Annotated in this window: 15 protein-coding genes and 1 pseudogene; 1 reads left to right on the forward strand and 15 read right to left on the reverse strand. The window is 41.8% G+C overall.

Going from position 1 to position 16,199, the window contains the following annotated elements; translation table 11 throughout:
• Nucleotides 1–22 precede the first annotated feature (22 nt).
• The 15 genes and pseudogenes from DW650_RS04800 to DW650_RS04875 form a co-directional block, all read right to left on the reverse strand.
• Nucleotides 23–1,954, reverse strand: coding sequence for an ABC transporter permease (locus tag DW650_RS04800; RefSeq protein ID WP_118209209.1), 1,932 nt, complete (start codon nucleotides 1,952–1,954; stop codon nucleotides 23–25).
• A complete protein-coding gene (locus tag DW650_RS04805; RefSeq protein ID WP_117919537.1) occupies nucleotides 1,929–2,828 on the reverse strand; it encodes an ABC transporter ATP-binding protein in 900 nt (299 codons plus the stop codon). Before DW650_RS04805 ends, DW650_RS04800 begins: the two co-directional genes overlap by 26 nt.
• Nucleotides 2,825–3,199 (reverse strand): GntR family transcriptional regulator, encoded by a 375-nt coding sequence (locus tag DW650_RS04810; protein WP_006859078.1) that lies wholly within the window; start codon nucleotides 3,197–3,199, stop codon nucleotides 2,825–2,827. Before DW650_RS04810 ends, DW650_RS04805 begins: the two co-directional genes overlap by 4 nt.
• 178 nt (nucleotides 3,200–3,377) lie before the next feature.
• Entirely contained in the window at nucleotides 3,378–4,415 is a 1,038-nt protein-coding gene (locus DW650_RS04815; RefSeq protein ID WP_118209210.1) for a M42 family metallopeptidase, read from the reverse strand.
• Between the two features lie 89 nt (nucleotides 4,416–4,504).
• Entirely contained in the window at nucleotides 4,505–5,377 is an 873-nt protein-coding gene (gene pgeF / locus DW650_RS04820) for a peptidoglycan editing factor PgeF (RefSeq protein ID WP_118209211.1), read from the reverse strand.
• 18 nt (nucleotides 5,378–5,395) lie between these two features.
• Nucleotides 5,396–5,752 (reverse strand): annotated as a pseudogene (locus DW650_RS04825) (YraN family protein); the annotation flags it as partial.
• Nucleotides 5,753–5,828: 76 nt separating this feature from the next.
• Nucleotides 5,829–6,143: an EscU/YscU/HrcU family type III secretion system export apparatus switch protein gene (locus DW650_RS04830; protein ID WP_117919529.1), complete on the reverse strand. Its 315-nt coding sequence runs from the start codon at nucleotides 6,141–6,143 to the stop codon at nucleotides 5,829–5,831.
• A 22-nt stretch (nucleotides 6,144–6,165) separates the two neighbouring features.
• Nucleotides 6,166–8,145: a flagellar hook-length control protein FliK gene (gene fliK, locus DW650_RS04835; RefSeq protein WP_118209212.1), complete on the reverse strand. Its 1,980-nt coding sequence runs from the start codon at nucleotides 8,143–8,145 to the stop codon at nucleotides 6,166–6,168.
• A gap of 60 nt (nucleotides 8,146–8,205) precedes the next feature.
• A complete protein-coding gene (locus tag DW650_RS04840; RefSeq protein ID WP_117919695.1) occupies nucleotides 8,206–8,970 on the reverse strand; it encodes a ribonuclease HII in 765 nt (254 codons plus the stop codon).
• A 69-nt stretch (nucleotides 8,971–9,039) separates the two neighbouring features.
• A complete protein-coding gene (gene lepB / locus DW650_RS04845) occupies nucleotides 9,040–9,579 on the reverse strand; it encodes a signal peptidase I (protein ID WP_118209213.1) in 540 nt (179 codons plus the stop codon).
• Nucleotides 9,576–10,439 carry a ribosome biogenesis GTPase YlqF gene (gene ylqF / locus DW650_RS04850; RefSeq protein WP_117919523.1) on the reverse strand — a complete coding sequence of 288 codons (864 nt, stop codon included), beginning with the start codon at nucleotides 10,437–10,439 and terminating at the stop codon, nucleotides 9,576–9,578. Before ylqF ends, lepB (DW650_RS04845) begins: the two co-directional genes overlap by 4 nt.
• Before the next feature lie 42 nt (nucleotides 10,440–10,481).
• Nucleotides 10,482–11,066 carry a signal peptidase I gene (gene lepB / locus DW650_RS04855; RefSeq protein WP_118209214.1) on the reverse strand — a complete coding sequence of 195 codons (585 nt, stop codon included), beginning with the start codon at nucleotides 11,064–11,066 and terminating at the stop codon, nucleotides 10,482–10,484.
• Between the two features lie 266 nt (nucleotides 11,067–11,332).
• A complete protein-coding gene (trpS, locus tag DW650_RS04865; RefSeq protein WP_118209215.1) occupies nucleotides 11,333–12,418 on the reverse strand; it encodes a tryptophan--tRNA ligase in 1,086 nt (361 codons plus the stop codon).
• Between the two features lie 94 nt (nucleotides 12,419–12,512).
• Nucleotides 12,513–12,884, reverse strand: coding sequence for a response regulator (locus DW650_RS04870; protein WP_158576206.1), 372 nt, complete (start codon nucleotides 12,882–12,884; stop codon nucleotides 12,513–12,515).
• A 99-nt stretch (nucleotides 12,885–12,983) separates the two neighbouring features.
• Complete coding sequence (locus DW650_RS04875; RefSeq protein WP_118209226.1) at nucleotides 12,984–13,814, reverse strand: DUF6033 family protein; 831 nt, start codon at nucleotides 13,812–13,814, stop codon at nucleotides 12,984–12,986.
• Nucleotides 13,815–14,006: 192 nt separating this feature from the next.
• Between DW650_RS04875 and DW650_RS04880 the strand changes: the two genes are divergently transcribed.
• Nucleotides 14,007–15,335 carry a threonine/serine ThrE exporter family protein gene (locus DW650_RS04880; protein WP_118209217.1) on the forward strand — a complete coding sequence of 443 codons (1,329 nt, stop codon included), beginning with the start codon at nucleotides 14,007–14,009 and terminating at the stop codon, nucleotides 15,333–15,335.
• The last annotated feature ends 864 nt before the right edge of the window (nucleotides 15,336–16,199 follow it).

Below are 16,199 nucleotides of genomic sequence, written 5' to 3' on the forward strand. Positions count from 1 at the left end.
CTTTTTAGCATGACCCATTCACTTATTCTGCCACACCTGTATTTTTCTGAATCTCCTCAAGCTCATTATAATTGTACAGATGCCAGGTATCATTTATCACACCCATCTTTTTTAACACTCTTATCGTATTCACACACTTTGGGCCAACCTGAATATAACAGCTGCCGGATGCATCACCAACCATAACATTATTATTTCTCATATTCCTGTAATCCATATAATTATAATAATAATCCCATGTCTGGTAACCATTCCCTTTTCCATAATAGGAAAGTGAAAGCGAATTGGTATAGATGCTTTCCTGTTCATCTTTATAAACCGCAGGAAGCTGATAAGCATCAAAATTGCCCTCTTTTACATCCTGTTCAATGGCTTCTTTGAGAATGTTGCTCTCGTCCCTTGAAAACGTATATACATCAGACTCACCCCTGCCATTATAAACAGTCAGATAACCGGAATAATAATCATTTTCCTTATATCCATCGCCCAGAACCTGTTTCATCAGATTATCCTGATCTGCCTCTAAAGCAGCCAGCTTATATGCAACGGATTTTTTATCTTTTAATGCCGTATCGGTAACAGAAACCGGATATCTCCGCTCAAACATAGAGCCATCCTTCATATAATAACGGAATGTTGTATAATAATAATTTTTTTCTTTTTTATATACAGATAAATATTCATCCTTACTGTCAACGCACTGTTGTTGTAACTTCAATATCTCAGGTATCTGTTCTTTTGAAATGTAGATCGGATAATCCATATTCACAAATGCCGCCTCAATCTCAGATGCATCCGGAATACGGCGCTCAATGCCAAATACATCGATACGGAAACATCCTAACAGGATCAGGACTGCTGCTGCAAAACCAATCCATTCCATAATTCTTTTTTTGCACAATACCCGAAAACTTTTCTGCAGAACCATTTCCGCTGCCAGAAAACAGATACTGCCAAAAACAAGCATAAGAATGAAAAGACAGATAAACTCATTCATTTTGATATACTCTAATAACAATGCCGATACTGCAAGTGCGATCAGTCCGCCGCCACATATACCGGACAACCAGCGGAATACCGGTTTTAGAATGGAAATGCTGACCACATCTCCCGCCGTCTCAACCTTATGTCTTTTATATAAAACATATGCAAGAACCGTAATCACAACTGCAGCCACCGCATAAGCCGCTACAATTTTCCCACCACTGATCGTAACACCGACTGCCTGTACATAATCTTTATCATACTCTATGCCCATCGACAGATTACGGAACAGATAGTCAAGCGGAGATAAAATACTCGACGGATTATATGACCATGTATCTGATACCCCATAACAGATCAGACTTGAAATATTCTGTATCATCTTTGTACCGCCGATCCACAGATAATTGACCGCAAGGTAATAAAATGGCATGGCAAAAATATTTCCGGTGAGCATGGCAACAAATACTGCAAGCGAATATGCAAAAAATGATACTCCTGCGATATCTATAAACCAATAAAATACATACTGTATACAGTTAATCTGATTCGCCAGACATACTAACACGCCTGCAATAAAAGCGATCAGCTCCGGGACAAACAGAAACACAAATCCTGACACATAATTTGTGATATAAAGTTCCCGTCTGTCCACCGGCAATGAATGTATCATATTTGCATTGCGTGGATTATATAAATAGGAAAATACTGCAAGTGCAGCCACCGCTGCCGCAACAAAAACAGGTATCACCGATCCCGCATCTGACAGCATGGAACCAACAACATAGTACTGTTTATGTTCAAACGGCATATTTCCAATATAATTATTTTCAACATTCGCATAAATCAATCCGATGCTGACCGGCACCACCATGATCAGATAGCAAAGATATACCACCCAGATCGGCCAGTAATGTGTAAGATTCTTTCGAAATATCGTCATATTAAAAGAGGATGTCTTTGACTTCATAATCAGCACCTCCCATCTCGTAAATAAAGATTTCTTCCAATGTCAGTGGAAGCACATCCACGATCAGCGGATTTGTTTCGGCCAGTGCTCTTTTGGCATCTTCCGGATTTCCCTTTACGATCAATGTATATACACGTCCTGTATTAGACATATGAAGGACTTCAAATTCTTCCGGTAGTTTCGGCACACCGCTCTGACATGCGACCTGGATCTTTGACACATTTCCCTGCAGATCACTTAAGGAACGTTCGATCATGATTTTTCCCTGATGCATGATACCAACATGGTCACAGACATCCTCCAGCTCTCTTAAATTGTGGGATGATACCAGTACTGTCATCTGATTTTCTGCAACTTCTGACATGATAATGCTCCAGATCTGTCTGCGCATGACCGGATCAAGTCCGTCCACAGGTTCATCTAAGATCATAAACTCCGGTTTTGCACAGATTGCAAGCCAGAAAGCAACCTGTTTCTGCATTCCTTTCGACAGTCGTCTGATACTTCTTTTTACGTCGATATTCGGGAAAAACTCCTGCATACGGTAAAAAAGTTTTTCATCAAATGCAGGATAAATTCCCTGATAAAAACGTTTCATTTCCATCGTGTCTGCCTGCATAAAATAAAATATTTCATCCGGAATATAGGAAAATTTTGCTTTTACTTTTTTATTTTCATATACAGGTTCTCCTGCAATTAAAACTTCACCCGCATCCGGTTTATATACCCCTGTAATATGGCGGATCAATGTTGATTTACCCGCTCCGTTTGGTCCGACCAGTCCGTATATCGCACCTTTTTCCACATGCATATCCACACCTTTCAATGCACGAAATCCCTCAAAGGACTTTTCCAAATGACTTACCTGTATCATTGGTCCACCTTCCCTTCTGCCAGATTATCCATACGTTCGACCAATTCCTTTTCCTTTACAGACAAAAAGAATAATTCTTCCACAATCTCATCAAATTCCGTCAATAACTCTTTCGCTCTCGCATCATATACTTCTTTTCGCTCTGCAACAAAAGTTCCTTTTCCAGTGACCGTATAGATATAACCTTCACTTTCCAGATCCCGATAGGCTTTCTGTATCGTGTTCGGGTTAATGGCAAGCTTTGCCGCAAGTTCCCGGACTGATGGCAGTTTTTCATCTGCAGAAAGAGAATTTGATATTACAAGTTTTCTGAGTCCATCCTTGATCTGTTCATAGATCGGTTTGGAATCACGATAATTTAACTGTATCAATCAGATACCCCCTGTCCGTACTAACCGTACTATTTTCTATCATACGGTCACTATAACACGGGGCATCTGCTGATACAATAAAGATAATCCTATGATATTATGAAGATATTATGAAGATTTTATGAAGCCTGCAGCCTGTTATCCTAAAAAAATACAACCTTTTGTCATCTGCGCCTGACTAGCCCAGATATACACGCAGTAACTCAAATGTGTTTTTCACACCATCCTTATGGCTTCTCTCATATCCGTGGGATGCGTATACACCCGCACCGATCAGACCGTGGCGCACATCATAGCCTGCTGTCAGTGCCACATCTGCATCTGAGCCATAGTATGGGTAAACATCCACCGCAAAATCAATATCGTTGTCTTTTGCTGCTTTGATCAGTCCTGTAACAACATCATAATTGTAAGGTCCCCTGCTGTCTTTTGCACAGATAGATACCTGTGTTTCCCTGCAGGAGAGTCCATCTCCCACACAGCCCATATCCACGGAGATCACTTCTGTCACACCCTCCGGGATAGATGCTGCACCGCCATGTCCGACTTCCTCGTAAACTGTGATATGCTGGTATATCATGCGCTCTGTCGTGATATTTTCTTCTTTTAAATATTTTGCATATCCAAGTAAAATACCGACGCTTAATTTGTCATCCAGAAAACGGCTCTTGATATAACCTGTCTTTGTGACCGTAGTGCGCGGATCAAAGCATACAAAATCACCTGCCATGATACCTAATTTCTCTGTTTCTTCTTTAGACGCTGTTTTCTCGTCAAGCACGATCTCCATCTCATCCCAGCTTCGTTTGGTATCACTGTAATCCCCGTTCACATGGACAGAAGCGTTAGAAAGCTGGCAGGTTCCCTCAAAAATACCGGCAAATCTGCTTGCCACACGACAGTTTTCTGCCTCCGCATTGTTGGCATTCATGCCACCGATCGGAGATACCTTTAGTCTTCCGTTTGACTTGATCTCTGTTACGATCGCACCGAGTGTATCAATATGTGCCTCTAACATCACTGCATTGTCTTTCTCTTTACCTCCTAATGCGACAAGAACGCCGCCTTTTACGGTAAGTTCCGGCTCATATCCTAACGCACGGTATTCGTCTAAGACAAAATCTGCCACCTCTTTGGTGTAGCCTGACGGACTGTCGATCGCAAGGATCTTTTTTGTTTCTTCCACGATATAATCAACGTAATTTTTCTTTTCCATTTTTAATCTCCATTTCTGCGCTGTTCTCCAGCGCATCTTAAGTTTGTGCGCCAGCACAAATCTTACGTGTGAAAAATATATTTTTCACACTAATCTCCATTCTTTTCTTTCAGATAAATAAATCCTCCAAGATTTCCCCTTTTTCCATGGCTGGCACGGTGGGAAAATAACAGATCCGGATTACAGCAGGTACAGATATTTGTAACTGCGATCTTTTCCTTTAAAACACCTGCCTCTGTCAGGACGATCTCATTCGCCTTCCAAAGATCAAGCTGATACTTGCCATTTTTCTTATCCAGAAGGATTTCATCCGTATGACCGGGGAATGCTTCCTTAAAAGCATCTGCAACATCCTCACTGACCTCATAGCAATCCTGACATATGGACGGACCGATGGCACAGACTAAATCTTCTGCCTCAGTGCCAAATTCACGCTTCATTGCTGTGATCGTGGCTGCCCCCATTCTTCCAACAGTTCCCTTCCAGCCGGAATGGCTCATTCCGATTGCCCGGTGCACCGTATCCACAAAATATAACGGCACACAGTCCGCATAAAAAGTTGAGAGCACAAGTCCCGGCTCATCTGTGATCAGACCATCGATATCCTTATAATCTCTCTCTTTTACAATACCTTTTCCGGCATCTTCTGCCGTCACTCTTTTTATATTTGTCGTGTGTGTCTGGTCTGTAAAAACAAACTTTGAAATATCTGTTTTCATCGCACCGGCAAGTCTTTTAAAATTTTCCCGTACAGCCGCTTCCTCGTCTCCGCGCGTAAAACTTAAATTCAGGGATTCATAAATTCCTTTACTTACACCACCACATCTTGTGGTAAAACAGTGCTCTACGATTCCGGTCTGCTCAAGCAGAGGATATTTAAGGAGCTGTAGTCCTGCCCCCGCTCCACTTTCACACCATACTTCTTCTAATACAACGTCATTATTTTTCTTTTTAAAATTCACACTGTCATCCTTCCCATTCTAAAGATATCCCTGATACTCAAATGCATTCTTTATGAGTTCCACCTCATCACCAGATACAGCTGCAACATCAAAGCGGCACGGCGTATCCATTCCACAGCCATGTGTCAGCAGATAATAGGATGCGACCTTGCTGATCGTGCGCTGTTTTTTTGGTGTTACTGCCTCTGCCGGACGTCCACACCTGCTGTTTCTACGATATTTCACTTCAATAAACACAAGGTATCCCTGATCTTTTGCAATGATGTCGATTTCTCCCATGCGACAGCGAAAATTATACTGCAGGATCTCATATCCTTTTGTTTGTAAATATTCTCCCGCTGTTTTCTCATATGCAGCCCCCACTGCACGTTTATTTACTTTCTCCGTAGTTTATCCCCCATTGTTCCGCTATTTTATTTTACATTTTCCATCCTGTAAAAACAAGACCTGATCACAGTAATCCTGCCCTGCTTAATTTTGCTTTCATTTTATCCATATCATCTACAAACACCAGAATTTCTGCCACAACATCATAAAGTTCCGGCGGTATCGTATCACCGATCTGAAGTTTTGAGAGAGTTTCTGCCAATTTATTATCCTGATAAAACGGCACATCATTTTCTTTCGCTTTTTCAATGATACGCTCTGCAACTTCTCCTTTTCCCGCTGCTAATATCTTCGGTGCCGCATCACCCGGCTCATATGCTACCGCCACTGCAGTTTTCTGTTTTTTCCCCTGTTCTTTATTTTTTCCATCAAACCACATAACTAACTGCCTCCTGCGCTGCTTATGCACGTACATCAAACGAATATCTGTGAACCGTCCCCATCTGTGGCATATCTTTCTGCAGAAAATCTTCTACAAATTCAACCTTTTTTTCTTCTTTTGACATCGTAATGCTGCAATGATACCCTTTCTGTGCCAGTCTCTTTTCTAACACCGGAAGATGCTTTTCGATCAGATCATAGGACGCATCATCTGCAATATAAAAATTTGTCTTTACATTTTTGTCCTTCATGCGGATAGAAACATCCGTGGAACCTAAATTATCAAGATCTAAATGCAAAAAAGCGGTCAGTTCTGCTTCCGGATCATTCAGATTCTTTTTATTGGTGTACACATAAAGATCCCCGGATGCATTCTGTCCCGACAATTTTAGTGGAAGCTGTACATAAGTATACACCTGATTGATCTGGTTCATAAATTCCACATTGCTGCGGATGTCTGCTGCCGTCTGTACAAAAGAGTTCTGTGTGACTCCTGCAGCTTTCATTACATTTTCCATCTGTTTCATCTGGTGATCTAAACGTTCATAAAGTTCACTGACCTTAGATGTTTCTTTTAACTGTTCTGGTTCAAGCAGCCACTGTTTTTGGGCACGGTTCTTTAAGATCGCAGCAAATTCCTTACTTCCGAACAGTTTGGTCATTCCTGCAAATCCATACTCCCGGTTCTGTCCTAACGCATCCCGGAGTGTATTTAAAAAATCTTCTGCCGTCATGGACTGTTTTAAATTTACTTCCGGTTCTGTCACTGTCTGCGCTAATTCTAATGTCTTCTTCCCCGCATCCTCTCCTGACATTGTATCCACAAACACATCTTCCTCTGCATTCATCTCAAAAAGATCTGTATTGCCGGTCAGCGTCGGGATATTCTGCAGTAAACGTTTTAAATGATCCAGACCATTCTGATCTAAGATCTGCTCTAACGTGTCCGTCTGCATCTGCGTATTTTTTAATGATGCATTTTCTGCTCCTGACTCTGCAGTTCCCATTGAAAGCAGATCTTTTGCAGTCTGCTGCATCTGCGCTTCTCCAGCTGCTGTTTGATTCTGAATCTGATCTGCAGCTGTCTCTGTATTTATGTTGCCACCGGCATTTACTGTTGCGCCTGCTTGTATATTTCCATCTGCATTTATGGCTGTGCCTGTCTGTAGATTGCCATCTGCATTTATAGCTGTGCCTGCCTGTAGATTGCCGTCTGCATTTATGGCTGTGCCTGCCTGTATGTTTTCTCCGGCATTTATGGCTGCTCCTGTCTGATCCTGCTGTAATCCATCCGCAGCCTGTGTGAAACTTTCTCCCTCTCCGTTTAAAATATCTAATACTTTCCCATATAATTCAAAGGACTGCTGCTCTCCTAAATCCGCATCTCCTAAAAGACGTCCGAGCTGATTCATTGCAAGATCCATTTCATCTACGATCGCATGCTGGTCAGCCATATAATTTTCAAACTGTGATGCCATCTCTGTACTGACCGGAAGTCCGATCTTTGTCATCAGAACCGCTGTATTTACATTGACATTTGGATTGCTTCCTATAACTCTTCCCATATCAAGAATACTCTGTTTACTGATCGACATCTGTTCTTTCATCATGGAATCCACCATCGTGATATTCCGCTCTGTCGCCGGAACTCCTGCGGCAGTCAGAGCATTTAACAGGATCGGATTATTGATATTGCCTGCCTGAACATAAGGACGAAGTGCGATCGTTGTCCCATCATTGGAACGAACCTGAAAAAACATAGACTCACCCGGCTGAATGGATACTTTTCCATCGAGTCTTGCTGTTATAGTCTGTCCGTTTCCGAGTGCCAGAATAACTTTGCCATTTTTGACACTGTTAACCGTTCCTTCAAACGTGCTGCCCGGCTCTAGTTCCTGCATGGATGACACAAGTTTCTGTGTTCCCTGTGCACTCATAAGTTCCTCTGTTCCGTTTTTGACATTCTGACTGTACTGCCCCAACATATCTCTGATCTGCATAACAAACCTCATTCCCATGTGCGAAAAATATATTTTCACACTACACCCGATTTCAAACGTTTACTCTATAAAATTATGGATAAAACTCCTGCGGTGGATCGGGGATGCGCCGTATTTCTTTAATGCCGCAATATGCTCCGCCGAACCATATCCTTTGTTTGACGCAAAACCATACTCCGGAAGGATCTGGTCATATTCAACCATCAGTCTGTCCCTCGTCACCTTTGCGATAATACTCGCTGCACCGATGGAAATACTCTTTGCATCTCCTTTTATGATCGGTACCTGCGGAATTGTAACTTCCGGTATCGTCACCGCATCATTTAATAATATATCGGGTGAAGGATTTAATTTACTTATAGCTTCACGCATTGCTTCATAAGTTGCCTGTAAAATATTAATCTCATCGATCCTTTGCGGCGACACCATACCGATCCCTGTTGCGACCGCCTTCTCCATGATCTCATCATAAAGTTCCTCACGTTTTGCCGCTGTAAGTTTTTTAGAATCATTGATATATAGTATATCGCAGTCTTTGGGCAGGATCACCGCACCGGCAACGACCGGACCGGCAAGAGGTCCTCTTCCTACCTCATCTATTCCGCAGATATATGCATACTCACTGTATTTTCGCTCATATTCCTGCAGATTCCAGATTCTTTTTCGCTCTTCCTCTAATTTTTGCAGGCGCTTTTTTGCCTGCTCCACAAGTTTTTTAACGCCGCTTCTCTCATCCGGCTCATAAGAAGCAATAAAAGAAGGCAGCATTGCTTCCGTTGCCGCCTTTAATTCATCTTTGATCTGTCCTATTTTTCGTTCTTCCATCTCTGACACTTCCATTTCTGCTGTCTGTATTTTGTACAATAGCTCACATATTTTACGGGTATCCCTGTGTCAGGAACCATGTTTTAGAAAACCGATTTCTGAAAACGGATAAATACGAAGCCATGCACGTCCTATGATCCTGTTTTTCGCGATCAGTCCGACTTCTTCCATACGGCTATCCATGCTGTTATTCCGGTTATCCCCAAGCACAAAATATTCATCCGCCCCGAGATCTATCCCATCTTTTGCCAGTCCCGGATCACGCATCACTTCTTTTCCGTAAGACTCCATCAGCTTTTCGCCATTGATGTAAATAAATCCATCCTCATCAATCTGTACGTTTTCCCCCGGAAGTCCAATGATCCGCTTGATAAAATATCTGCCGTCTTCCTGTGGAAAAACAATAATATCAAACCTGTCCGGATCATGAAAACGATAGGACAGCTTATCTACGATAAGATTATCCCCATCGGAAAGCGTCGGCTGCATGGAAACACCATTTACAACTGTACGCTGTCCCACAAAGTGAATGATCAGAAACGTGATTCCTGCCACAAGTGCAAAATACAGGATCAGTTCTAACACTGCCCTGATATCCGTCTGTCTCACCCGGCACTGTCCTCCTGCATTTTCGGACGTTCCAGTGTGATCTGTCCTAATTTTCCACTCCGGAATTCATCGATCAGAAGCGCAGCTGCTTTACTGTAGTCTAATTCGTTGCCTTTTGAGATGCACTTTCTGTTTTCTGCGATCTGTCCTAAAATTACCGGTGGTTCTGCATCCTCCTCCACACCATAACGTTCATGAAGTACGGACGGATAATCACTTAACAGTATTTTTATCAGCTCTAACGACAGCTCATCAATATTTAATATTTCATCTTTGATTGCACCGATGAGTGCTAAATAAAGTCCGACTCTCTGATCTTCGAATTTAGGCCAGAGAATCCCCGGTGTATCTAACAGTTCCACGTTTTTGTTGAGTCTGATCCATTGTTTTCCCTTTGTAACACCCGGTTTATTCCCAGTCTTTGCACACGCCTTTCCGGCATAAGAATTGATAAATGTCGATTTACCGACATTAGGAATACCGACAACCATCGCACGTACCGGACGGTTTTTGATTCCTCTTTTCCGGTCACGCTCGATTTTCTCCCTGCAGGCTTCCATCACAACATTTGTAACATCCTTCATCCCTGCCTTGCTTCTTGCATCTAAGCAGACCACAAAATAACCTTTTTCACGGAAAAAATCCGACCACTCGCGGTTTCTTCTCGTATCTGACAGATCTGATTTGTTCATCAGGATCAGTCTTGCCTTATTTTTTCCAAGTTCATCTATATCCGGGTTACGGCTTGCGAGCGGTATTCTTGCATCCACCAGCTCAATAACCAGATCGATCAGTTTTATATCTTCCTGCATCTGACGTTTTGCTTTTGTCATATGCCCTGGATACCATTGAAATTGCATATTTTCCTCCATTTCTCTGCATAAAATCTTATATTCTTATTTTTATAGAAATCCAAGTTCCGAGAACGGCGCGATCCGAAACCAGGCTTTTCCTATGATATAGTCTTTTTTTATATTTCCAATATTTGCATAACGGCTGTCCTCACTGTTATTACGGTTATCTCCCAGAACAAAATATTCATCCGGTCCAAGTGTGATCTCATCCGCCGCAAGTCCTGCATCTTCAATAGATGCAACATCCGTTTCCTCATCAAATGCCTTTCCGTTGACGTATACCGTTCCATTTTTAACCTGTATGGTATCTCCCGGAACACCTATGACACGCTTTACATAGTAATGGGATTTTCCATTTCCATTTGGCAGAAATACGATTATATCATTTGTTTTCGGATCTGTCACTTTATAAACAAAACGGTTTACTAAAATCTGGTCTCCGCCATTTAATGTCTTAGACATTGACTGTCCTACAACACTTGTCCGGAGTCCGATAAAATAAACAAAGGTAAATGCAATAAGTAATGTGAGTGCTATTTCTACTGTCCATGACAAAACTTCTTTTACTACTGTAAAATTGATCTTTTTCTTTCGTTTTCCAAAGTTTAAACCACTTTTTCTTCGTCTTACCACGTCTGTTTTCCTTTCCAAAAAATGTACTTCTATACTTTATCACAAAATGCCACACTTCGTAAACCTTATCCGTGGATAAAATCCCGTTACAGAACAAAGAGTCGCTTGCGACTCTTTCGCGCTCGAGCGATGCTGTTTACAGCTAACTTCTTCTCCGCGAGATGCGCATCCCGCCCGGAGAGCTTTCTGATTCTTAGGACGTAATTTCCTATGAATTAAAAAGCTGCCCCGCTGTGTTTCCACCTGCAGGGCAGTCTTTTTATATTTTACTTGAATTTTTCTCTCTGTTCTTCTAAAAACTCCGGTGTATCAAAATAGTCGATCTTCATTGCATGTTTTACTTCGGCAAGCGTTTTTTCTGCCTCAGCTTTTGCAGTCTCACTGCCTTTCTTTAAGATATCATACACATCATCAATACGGTTTTCGTATTCTTTTCTGCGTGCACGGATCGGAGAAAGCTCTTCCTGCATGACATTATTTAAGAACTTCTTCACTTTGACATCGCCAAGACCACCGCGTGTATAATGATCTTTTAACTCCTGTAAACAGGAATATTCCGGAAGATATTCTGCAAAATGTCCATCATTGCAGAACGCATCCAGATAAGTAAATACTGTATTGCCCTCAAGATTACCCGGATCTTCAATGCGGATATGATTCGGATCAGTATACATGGACATGATCTTTTTCTTTACGTCAGCTTCCGGCTCGGAGAGATAAATACAGTTGCCGAGTGATTTACTCATCTTTGCCTTTCCATCAATACCCGGAAGTCTTAAACATGCCTTGTTTTCCGGCAGTAAGATCTGCGGATCTGTCAGTGTCTCACCGTATACGGCATTAAATTTGTGTACGATCTCCTTTGTCTGCTCAAGCATCGGCATCTGATCTTCGCCAACCGGAACTGTCGTTGCATGGAATGCAGTGATATCAGCAGCCTGACTGATCGGATAACAGAAAAATCCAACCGGAATGCTTGTCTCAAAGTTACGCATCTGAATCTCTGATTTTACGGTCGGATTGCGCTGCAGTCTCGATACCGTAACAAGGTTCATATAATAAAATGTCAGCTCTGTCAGCTCTGTCACATAAGACTGGATAAAGATATTCGACTTCGCCGGATCAATTCCTACAGAAAGATAATCGAGTGCTACTTCCATGATATTGCTGCGCACTTTTGCAGGATTATCTGCATTATCTGTAAGTGCCTGTGCATCTGCGATCATAATAAAGATCTTGTCATATTCTCCGGAATTCTGAAGTTCAACTCTTCGCTTTAAAGAGCCTACATAATGTCCCACATGTAATTTGCCCGTCGGGCGGTCACCTGTTAAAATAATTTTCTGTGCCATAATTTTTCCCCTGTCAAACATATTTCTATATCCATTATACACGTTTTGTTTCCGTGATTCAATTTTTTCTTTTACATATAGGCAATCTCTTCATTTATTCCCCTAAAACCTGACGAATCCGAAAGTGAGCATCTTTCGGATTCACCGGTTTTAACAGAAATCCATCGGCACCTAACTGTTCTGCGAGTTCCTGATCTTCTTTCATATCACTCATGGTAAGTACGATCACAGGTATATTTTTAAAGATTTCGGATCTTTGTCTTTTCCTCAGCACCTCAAATCCATCCATTCCCGGCATCACAATATCCAAAAGAACGACATCGATCTTTCCTTCGCTGTTCTCTACCAGATCAAGACATTCCTGCCCGCATGATGCTTCTGCCACATCATAGATATCTTTTAAATTTTCTTTTAAAATTACTCTCTGAAGTTTTGAATCATCCGCAATCAATACTGTATATTTCACAATGTCACCCTATACATCTTTTCTACTGTATTTTCTTTTATTCTGCCATAGAATGCGCTGTGATTCAACTGTCCTTTTTTCCCACTAAAACCAGTATTTTTATATGGAATAATCAAAAGACTGTCCGACTGCTTTTTCTTCTTTCGTCAGGACAGAATCTACCCTGCTCTCATAAATGACATTATCTATCTTTTTGAGCAATTCTTCCCAGGAGGAAGCGGAAACCGTCACTTTGTCCGCATCTGATGACTTTTCCTTCGAATTCGTCTTATCGGCAGAATCCATTTTCTTATTTTTATCTGCCCTGTCTGCTTTTCTCTCTTCCGCGCGTTTTTCCTGTGTTTTTTTCTGCGCTTTCTTTTTTTCTTCTGCTGCAGCCTCCTTTTTATCAGCGATACGCTCTTTCTGTGCCGCAAGAGATTTATCGACAACTGCAAAAAATGATGCATTTCCGTTGTCATCAAAGGTCATCCCAAAAGAACTGACAGAATCTGCTTTCGATCCTAAACTGTCTTTCATCTGGCTTAACTGGGATATTGCATTACTTAAAATTCCCTCATATTTTGCGCGATACTCCTCATCCTCTGCCATCTTCTCAATCTTGTCTGAATCGATCAGGACAATAAGTTCTTTCGAGCTCTGGTACATCCCCTTTTTACTCTCGGCTTCCTCCTTCTGCTCCGGTGAAACAAGGATAAAATCCATATTGGAATATTTTGCTTTTAACTGTTCATAATATTTTTTTGCTTTATCACTCAGAACCGGATCTCCGATCGTTCTTCCACTTACCCTGCTTTTCTTTGCCGTCTTATCCATCTCTTTTGTGCCATCGGTCTTTTTGTTATTATCCGTTTTCCTGTTGTATTCTGTGCGGTAAGAATAGTCCGCTGCATAAGAATTTAATGCACTGTTGTTACTGATCTCACTCATAATAATCCCCTTTCTTCCGTGAAAAATCTGACTTTTGCCTTCTAATTCCATTTATGGGCTTTTCTCGTTTCTATTATGGTTATCGGCTCATTTACAGATAAATTTATACGAATACTGACTTGACTTTTTGCTAAGAGCAGATACACTTTATATCAGCCAAAACATTATTTATTATAGAAGGAAGTGTTTTAAATGACACAGAATCGGATCATCAAAAATCATATGGATATTCCCTGGCATCAGTTCACAGGAAAGGATAAAGAACTGCCGATCACCCAGGCAGGTCTTACCGAAAAAGCATCCGTGATCGGGCGTACCGGTCTGATGATGCTCTCCTGTGGTACAGGTGCATGGCGGGTACGCAGTTCTATGAATACGCTTGCCTCTCTGCTCGGCATCACCTGTACCGCAGACATTGGTTTAATGTCGATCGAATATACCTGTTTTGACGGAAACGATTGTTTTTCACAGTCTCTCTGTCTGACAAACACCGGTGTCAACACTTCAAAATTAAACAGGTTAGAACGTTTCGTCAATGACTTTGCAGGTGAATGCTGCACAATGTCAGGGGAGCAGATTCATGCTTATTTAGACCAGATCGAACAGATCCATGGTCTTTATTCGCCCTTTGCACTTGGATGTGCTGCTGCTTTTGCATGCAGCGCGTTTACATTTTTGTTAGGCGGCGGACCTGTTGAAATGCTCTGTGCTTTCTTCGGCGCAGGCATCGGAAATTATCTCCGGTGCAAACTCACAAAGCATCATTTTACACTGTTTTTGTGCATCGCTGCTTCCGTCTCAGGTGCCTGTCTGGTTTATGCCGGACTTTTAAAAATCGCAGAGCTTCTGTGGGAGATTTCCATTCAGCATGAAGCAGGCTATATCTGTGCAATGCTTTTTATCATCCCAGGCTTTCCATTTATCACAAGCGGTATCGACCTTGCAAAACTGGATATGCGTTCCGGTTTGGAACGTCTTGCTTATGCGCTGATCATTATTGCCGTCGCCACAATGTTTGCATGGATGGTAGCACTTTTACTGCATTTACAGCCGGTAGATTTTCTTCCATTAAATCTCAGTCTGGCTGAAAAAATCGTATTCCGTCTGCTCGCAAGTTTCTGTGGCGTATTTGGATTTTCCGTCATGTTCAACAGTCCGGCAAAGCTTGCCGCTTCTGCTGCGATCATTGGTGCTATTGCAAACACTTTCCGTCTGGAACTTGTAGATCTCCTGGGAACACCTTCTGCTGCTGCAGCATTTTTAGGTGCACTGACTGCCGGACTTCTTGCATCGCTCTTAAAAAATCATGTCGGTTATCCAAGAATCGCGATCACTGTTCCATCCATTGTCATTATGGTGCCTGGATTGTATCTGTACCGCGCGATCTATAATCTTGGCATTATGTCACTGGATGTGTCAGCTTCCTGGTTTGCCTCTGCGATCCTTATCATCGTATGCCTGCCACTTGGACTGATCTTTGCAAGAATACTGACAGATAAAATGTTCCGGTACTGCAACTGATTATTTCTCAAAATACTTCCAACTGAATTTTGTTGAGACAAATGCTGGTTTGTTGAGACATGCGTCGCCCATCCAAATGGTGTTTCGTAGGCTTGTGAGTGGCGTCTTGCGCAAAGCCGGAGTAATTTTGGTTCCGTTGTACGAAAATAAGAAAAGTCTAGGTATGCCTGAATTAGATTTTCTCGGAGTGACGTGAACGGCAACAACGAGTCATCCATGACTCGATGCCGCCTTGTTCTGCCATCCGTGGCAGAACATCACTGTGTGTAGACAGGCATACCAAGATTTTCTAATTTTCTCCCAAAGTCACAAAATTAACTCCGGCTTTGCGCAAGATGCCAATCGTCAGGTTGTGAACACCATTTGGGTGGGCGGTTCATCTCAAAATCTGGGGGCGTGGGTGTGAATTTTTGATATTCGCACAACTGAAAATATGCTTAAAATCCTAATGTGCTATATCACTGATATTCAGCCTAATGACTTCCCAGAATTTCCATCTACTACATTGTATTACATGAATTATTTCGTAAATTGTCAGACCAAATAACACAGAATATTTTTTCAAATGTGTATGGCAATAAACATAGGCATAATGGGATATATTGAGGTTTTCCAGTATTATCAAACCAATAATAATCTATTAAATATAGTTATTTGGAAATCTTTTTTTAATCAGATTCAGACACAAAACACTAAAAATTTACGTCCCTCAAGGTTGTAAAATGAATTCCCCGACGAAGGGTGGTTCACAACTTAGTGGCTGGCAAATCGCATCAAGCCGGGATCCGTTTTGTGACTTTGGGAAAAAATTAGAAAGTCTTTGTATGCCTGTTCACAATACAGTGTTGTGCTGCCACGGACGGC

The organism is Roseburia sp. AM23-20, from assembly GCF_003470905.1.
GTDB classification, from domain to species: domain Bacteria; phylum Bacillota; class Clostridia; order Lachnospirales; family Lachnospiraceae; genus Roseburia; species Roseburia rectibacter.

Excerpts from the sequence above, each read along its gene's own strand:
- DW650_RS04800 (WP_118209209.1), bottom strand. The coding sequence starts at position 1,954 with ATGAAGTCAAAGACATCCTCTTTTAATATGACGATATTTCGAAAGAAT.
- DW650_RS04805 (WP_117919537.1), bottom strand. The coding sequence starts at position 2,828 with ATGATACAGGTAAGTCATTTGGAAAAGTCCTTTGAGGGATTTCGTGCA.
- DW650_RS04815 (WP_118209210.1), bottom strand. The coding sequence starts at position 4,415 with ATGGAAAAGAAAAATTACGTTGATTATATCGTGGAAGAAACAAAAAAG.
- DW650_RS04830 (WP_117919529.1), bottom strand. The coding sequence starts at position 6,143 with ATGTGGTTTGATGGAAAAAATAAAGAACAGGGGAAAAAACAGAAAACT.
- fliK (WP_118209212.1), bottom strand. The coding sequence starts at position 8,145 with ATGCAGATCAGAGATATGTTGGGGCAGTACAGTCAGAATGTCAAAAAC.
- DW650_RS04840 (WP_117919695.1), bottom strand. The coding sequence starts at position 8,970 with ATGGAAGAACGAAAAATAGGACAGATCAAAGATGAATTAAAGGCGGCA.
- ylqF (WP_117919523.1), bottom strand. The coding sequence starts at position 10,439 with ATGCAATTTCAATGGTATCCAGGGCATATGACAAAAGCAAAACGTCAG.
- trpS (WP_118209215.1), bottom strand. The coding sequence starts at position 12,418 with ATGGCACAGAAAATTATTTTAACAGGTGACCGCCCGACGGGCAAATTA.
- DW650_RS04875 (WP_118209226.1), bottom strand. The coding sequence starts at position 13,814 with ATGAGTGAGATCAGTAACAACAGTGCATTAAATTCTTATGCAGCGGAC.
- DW650_RS04880 (WP_118209217.1), top strand. The coding sequence starts at position 14,007 with ATGACACAGAATCGGATCATCAAAAATCATATGGATATTCCCTGGCAT.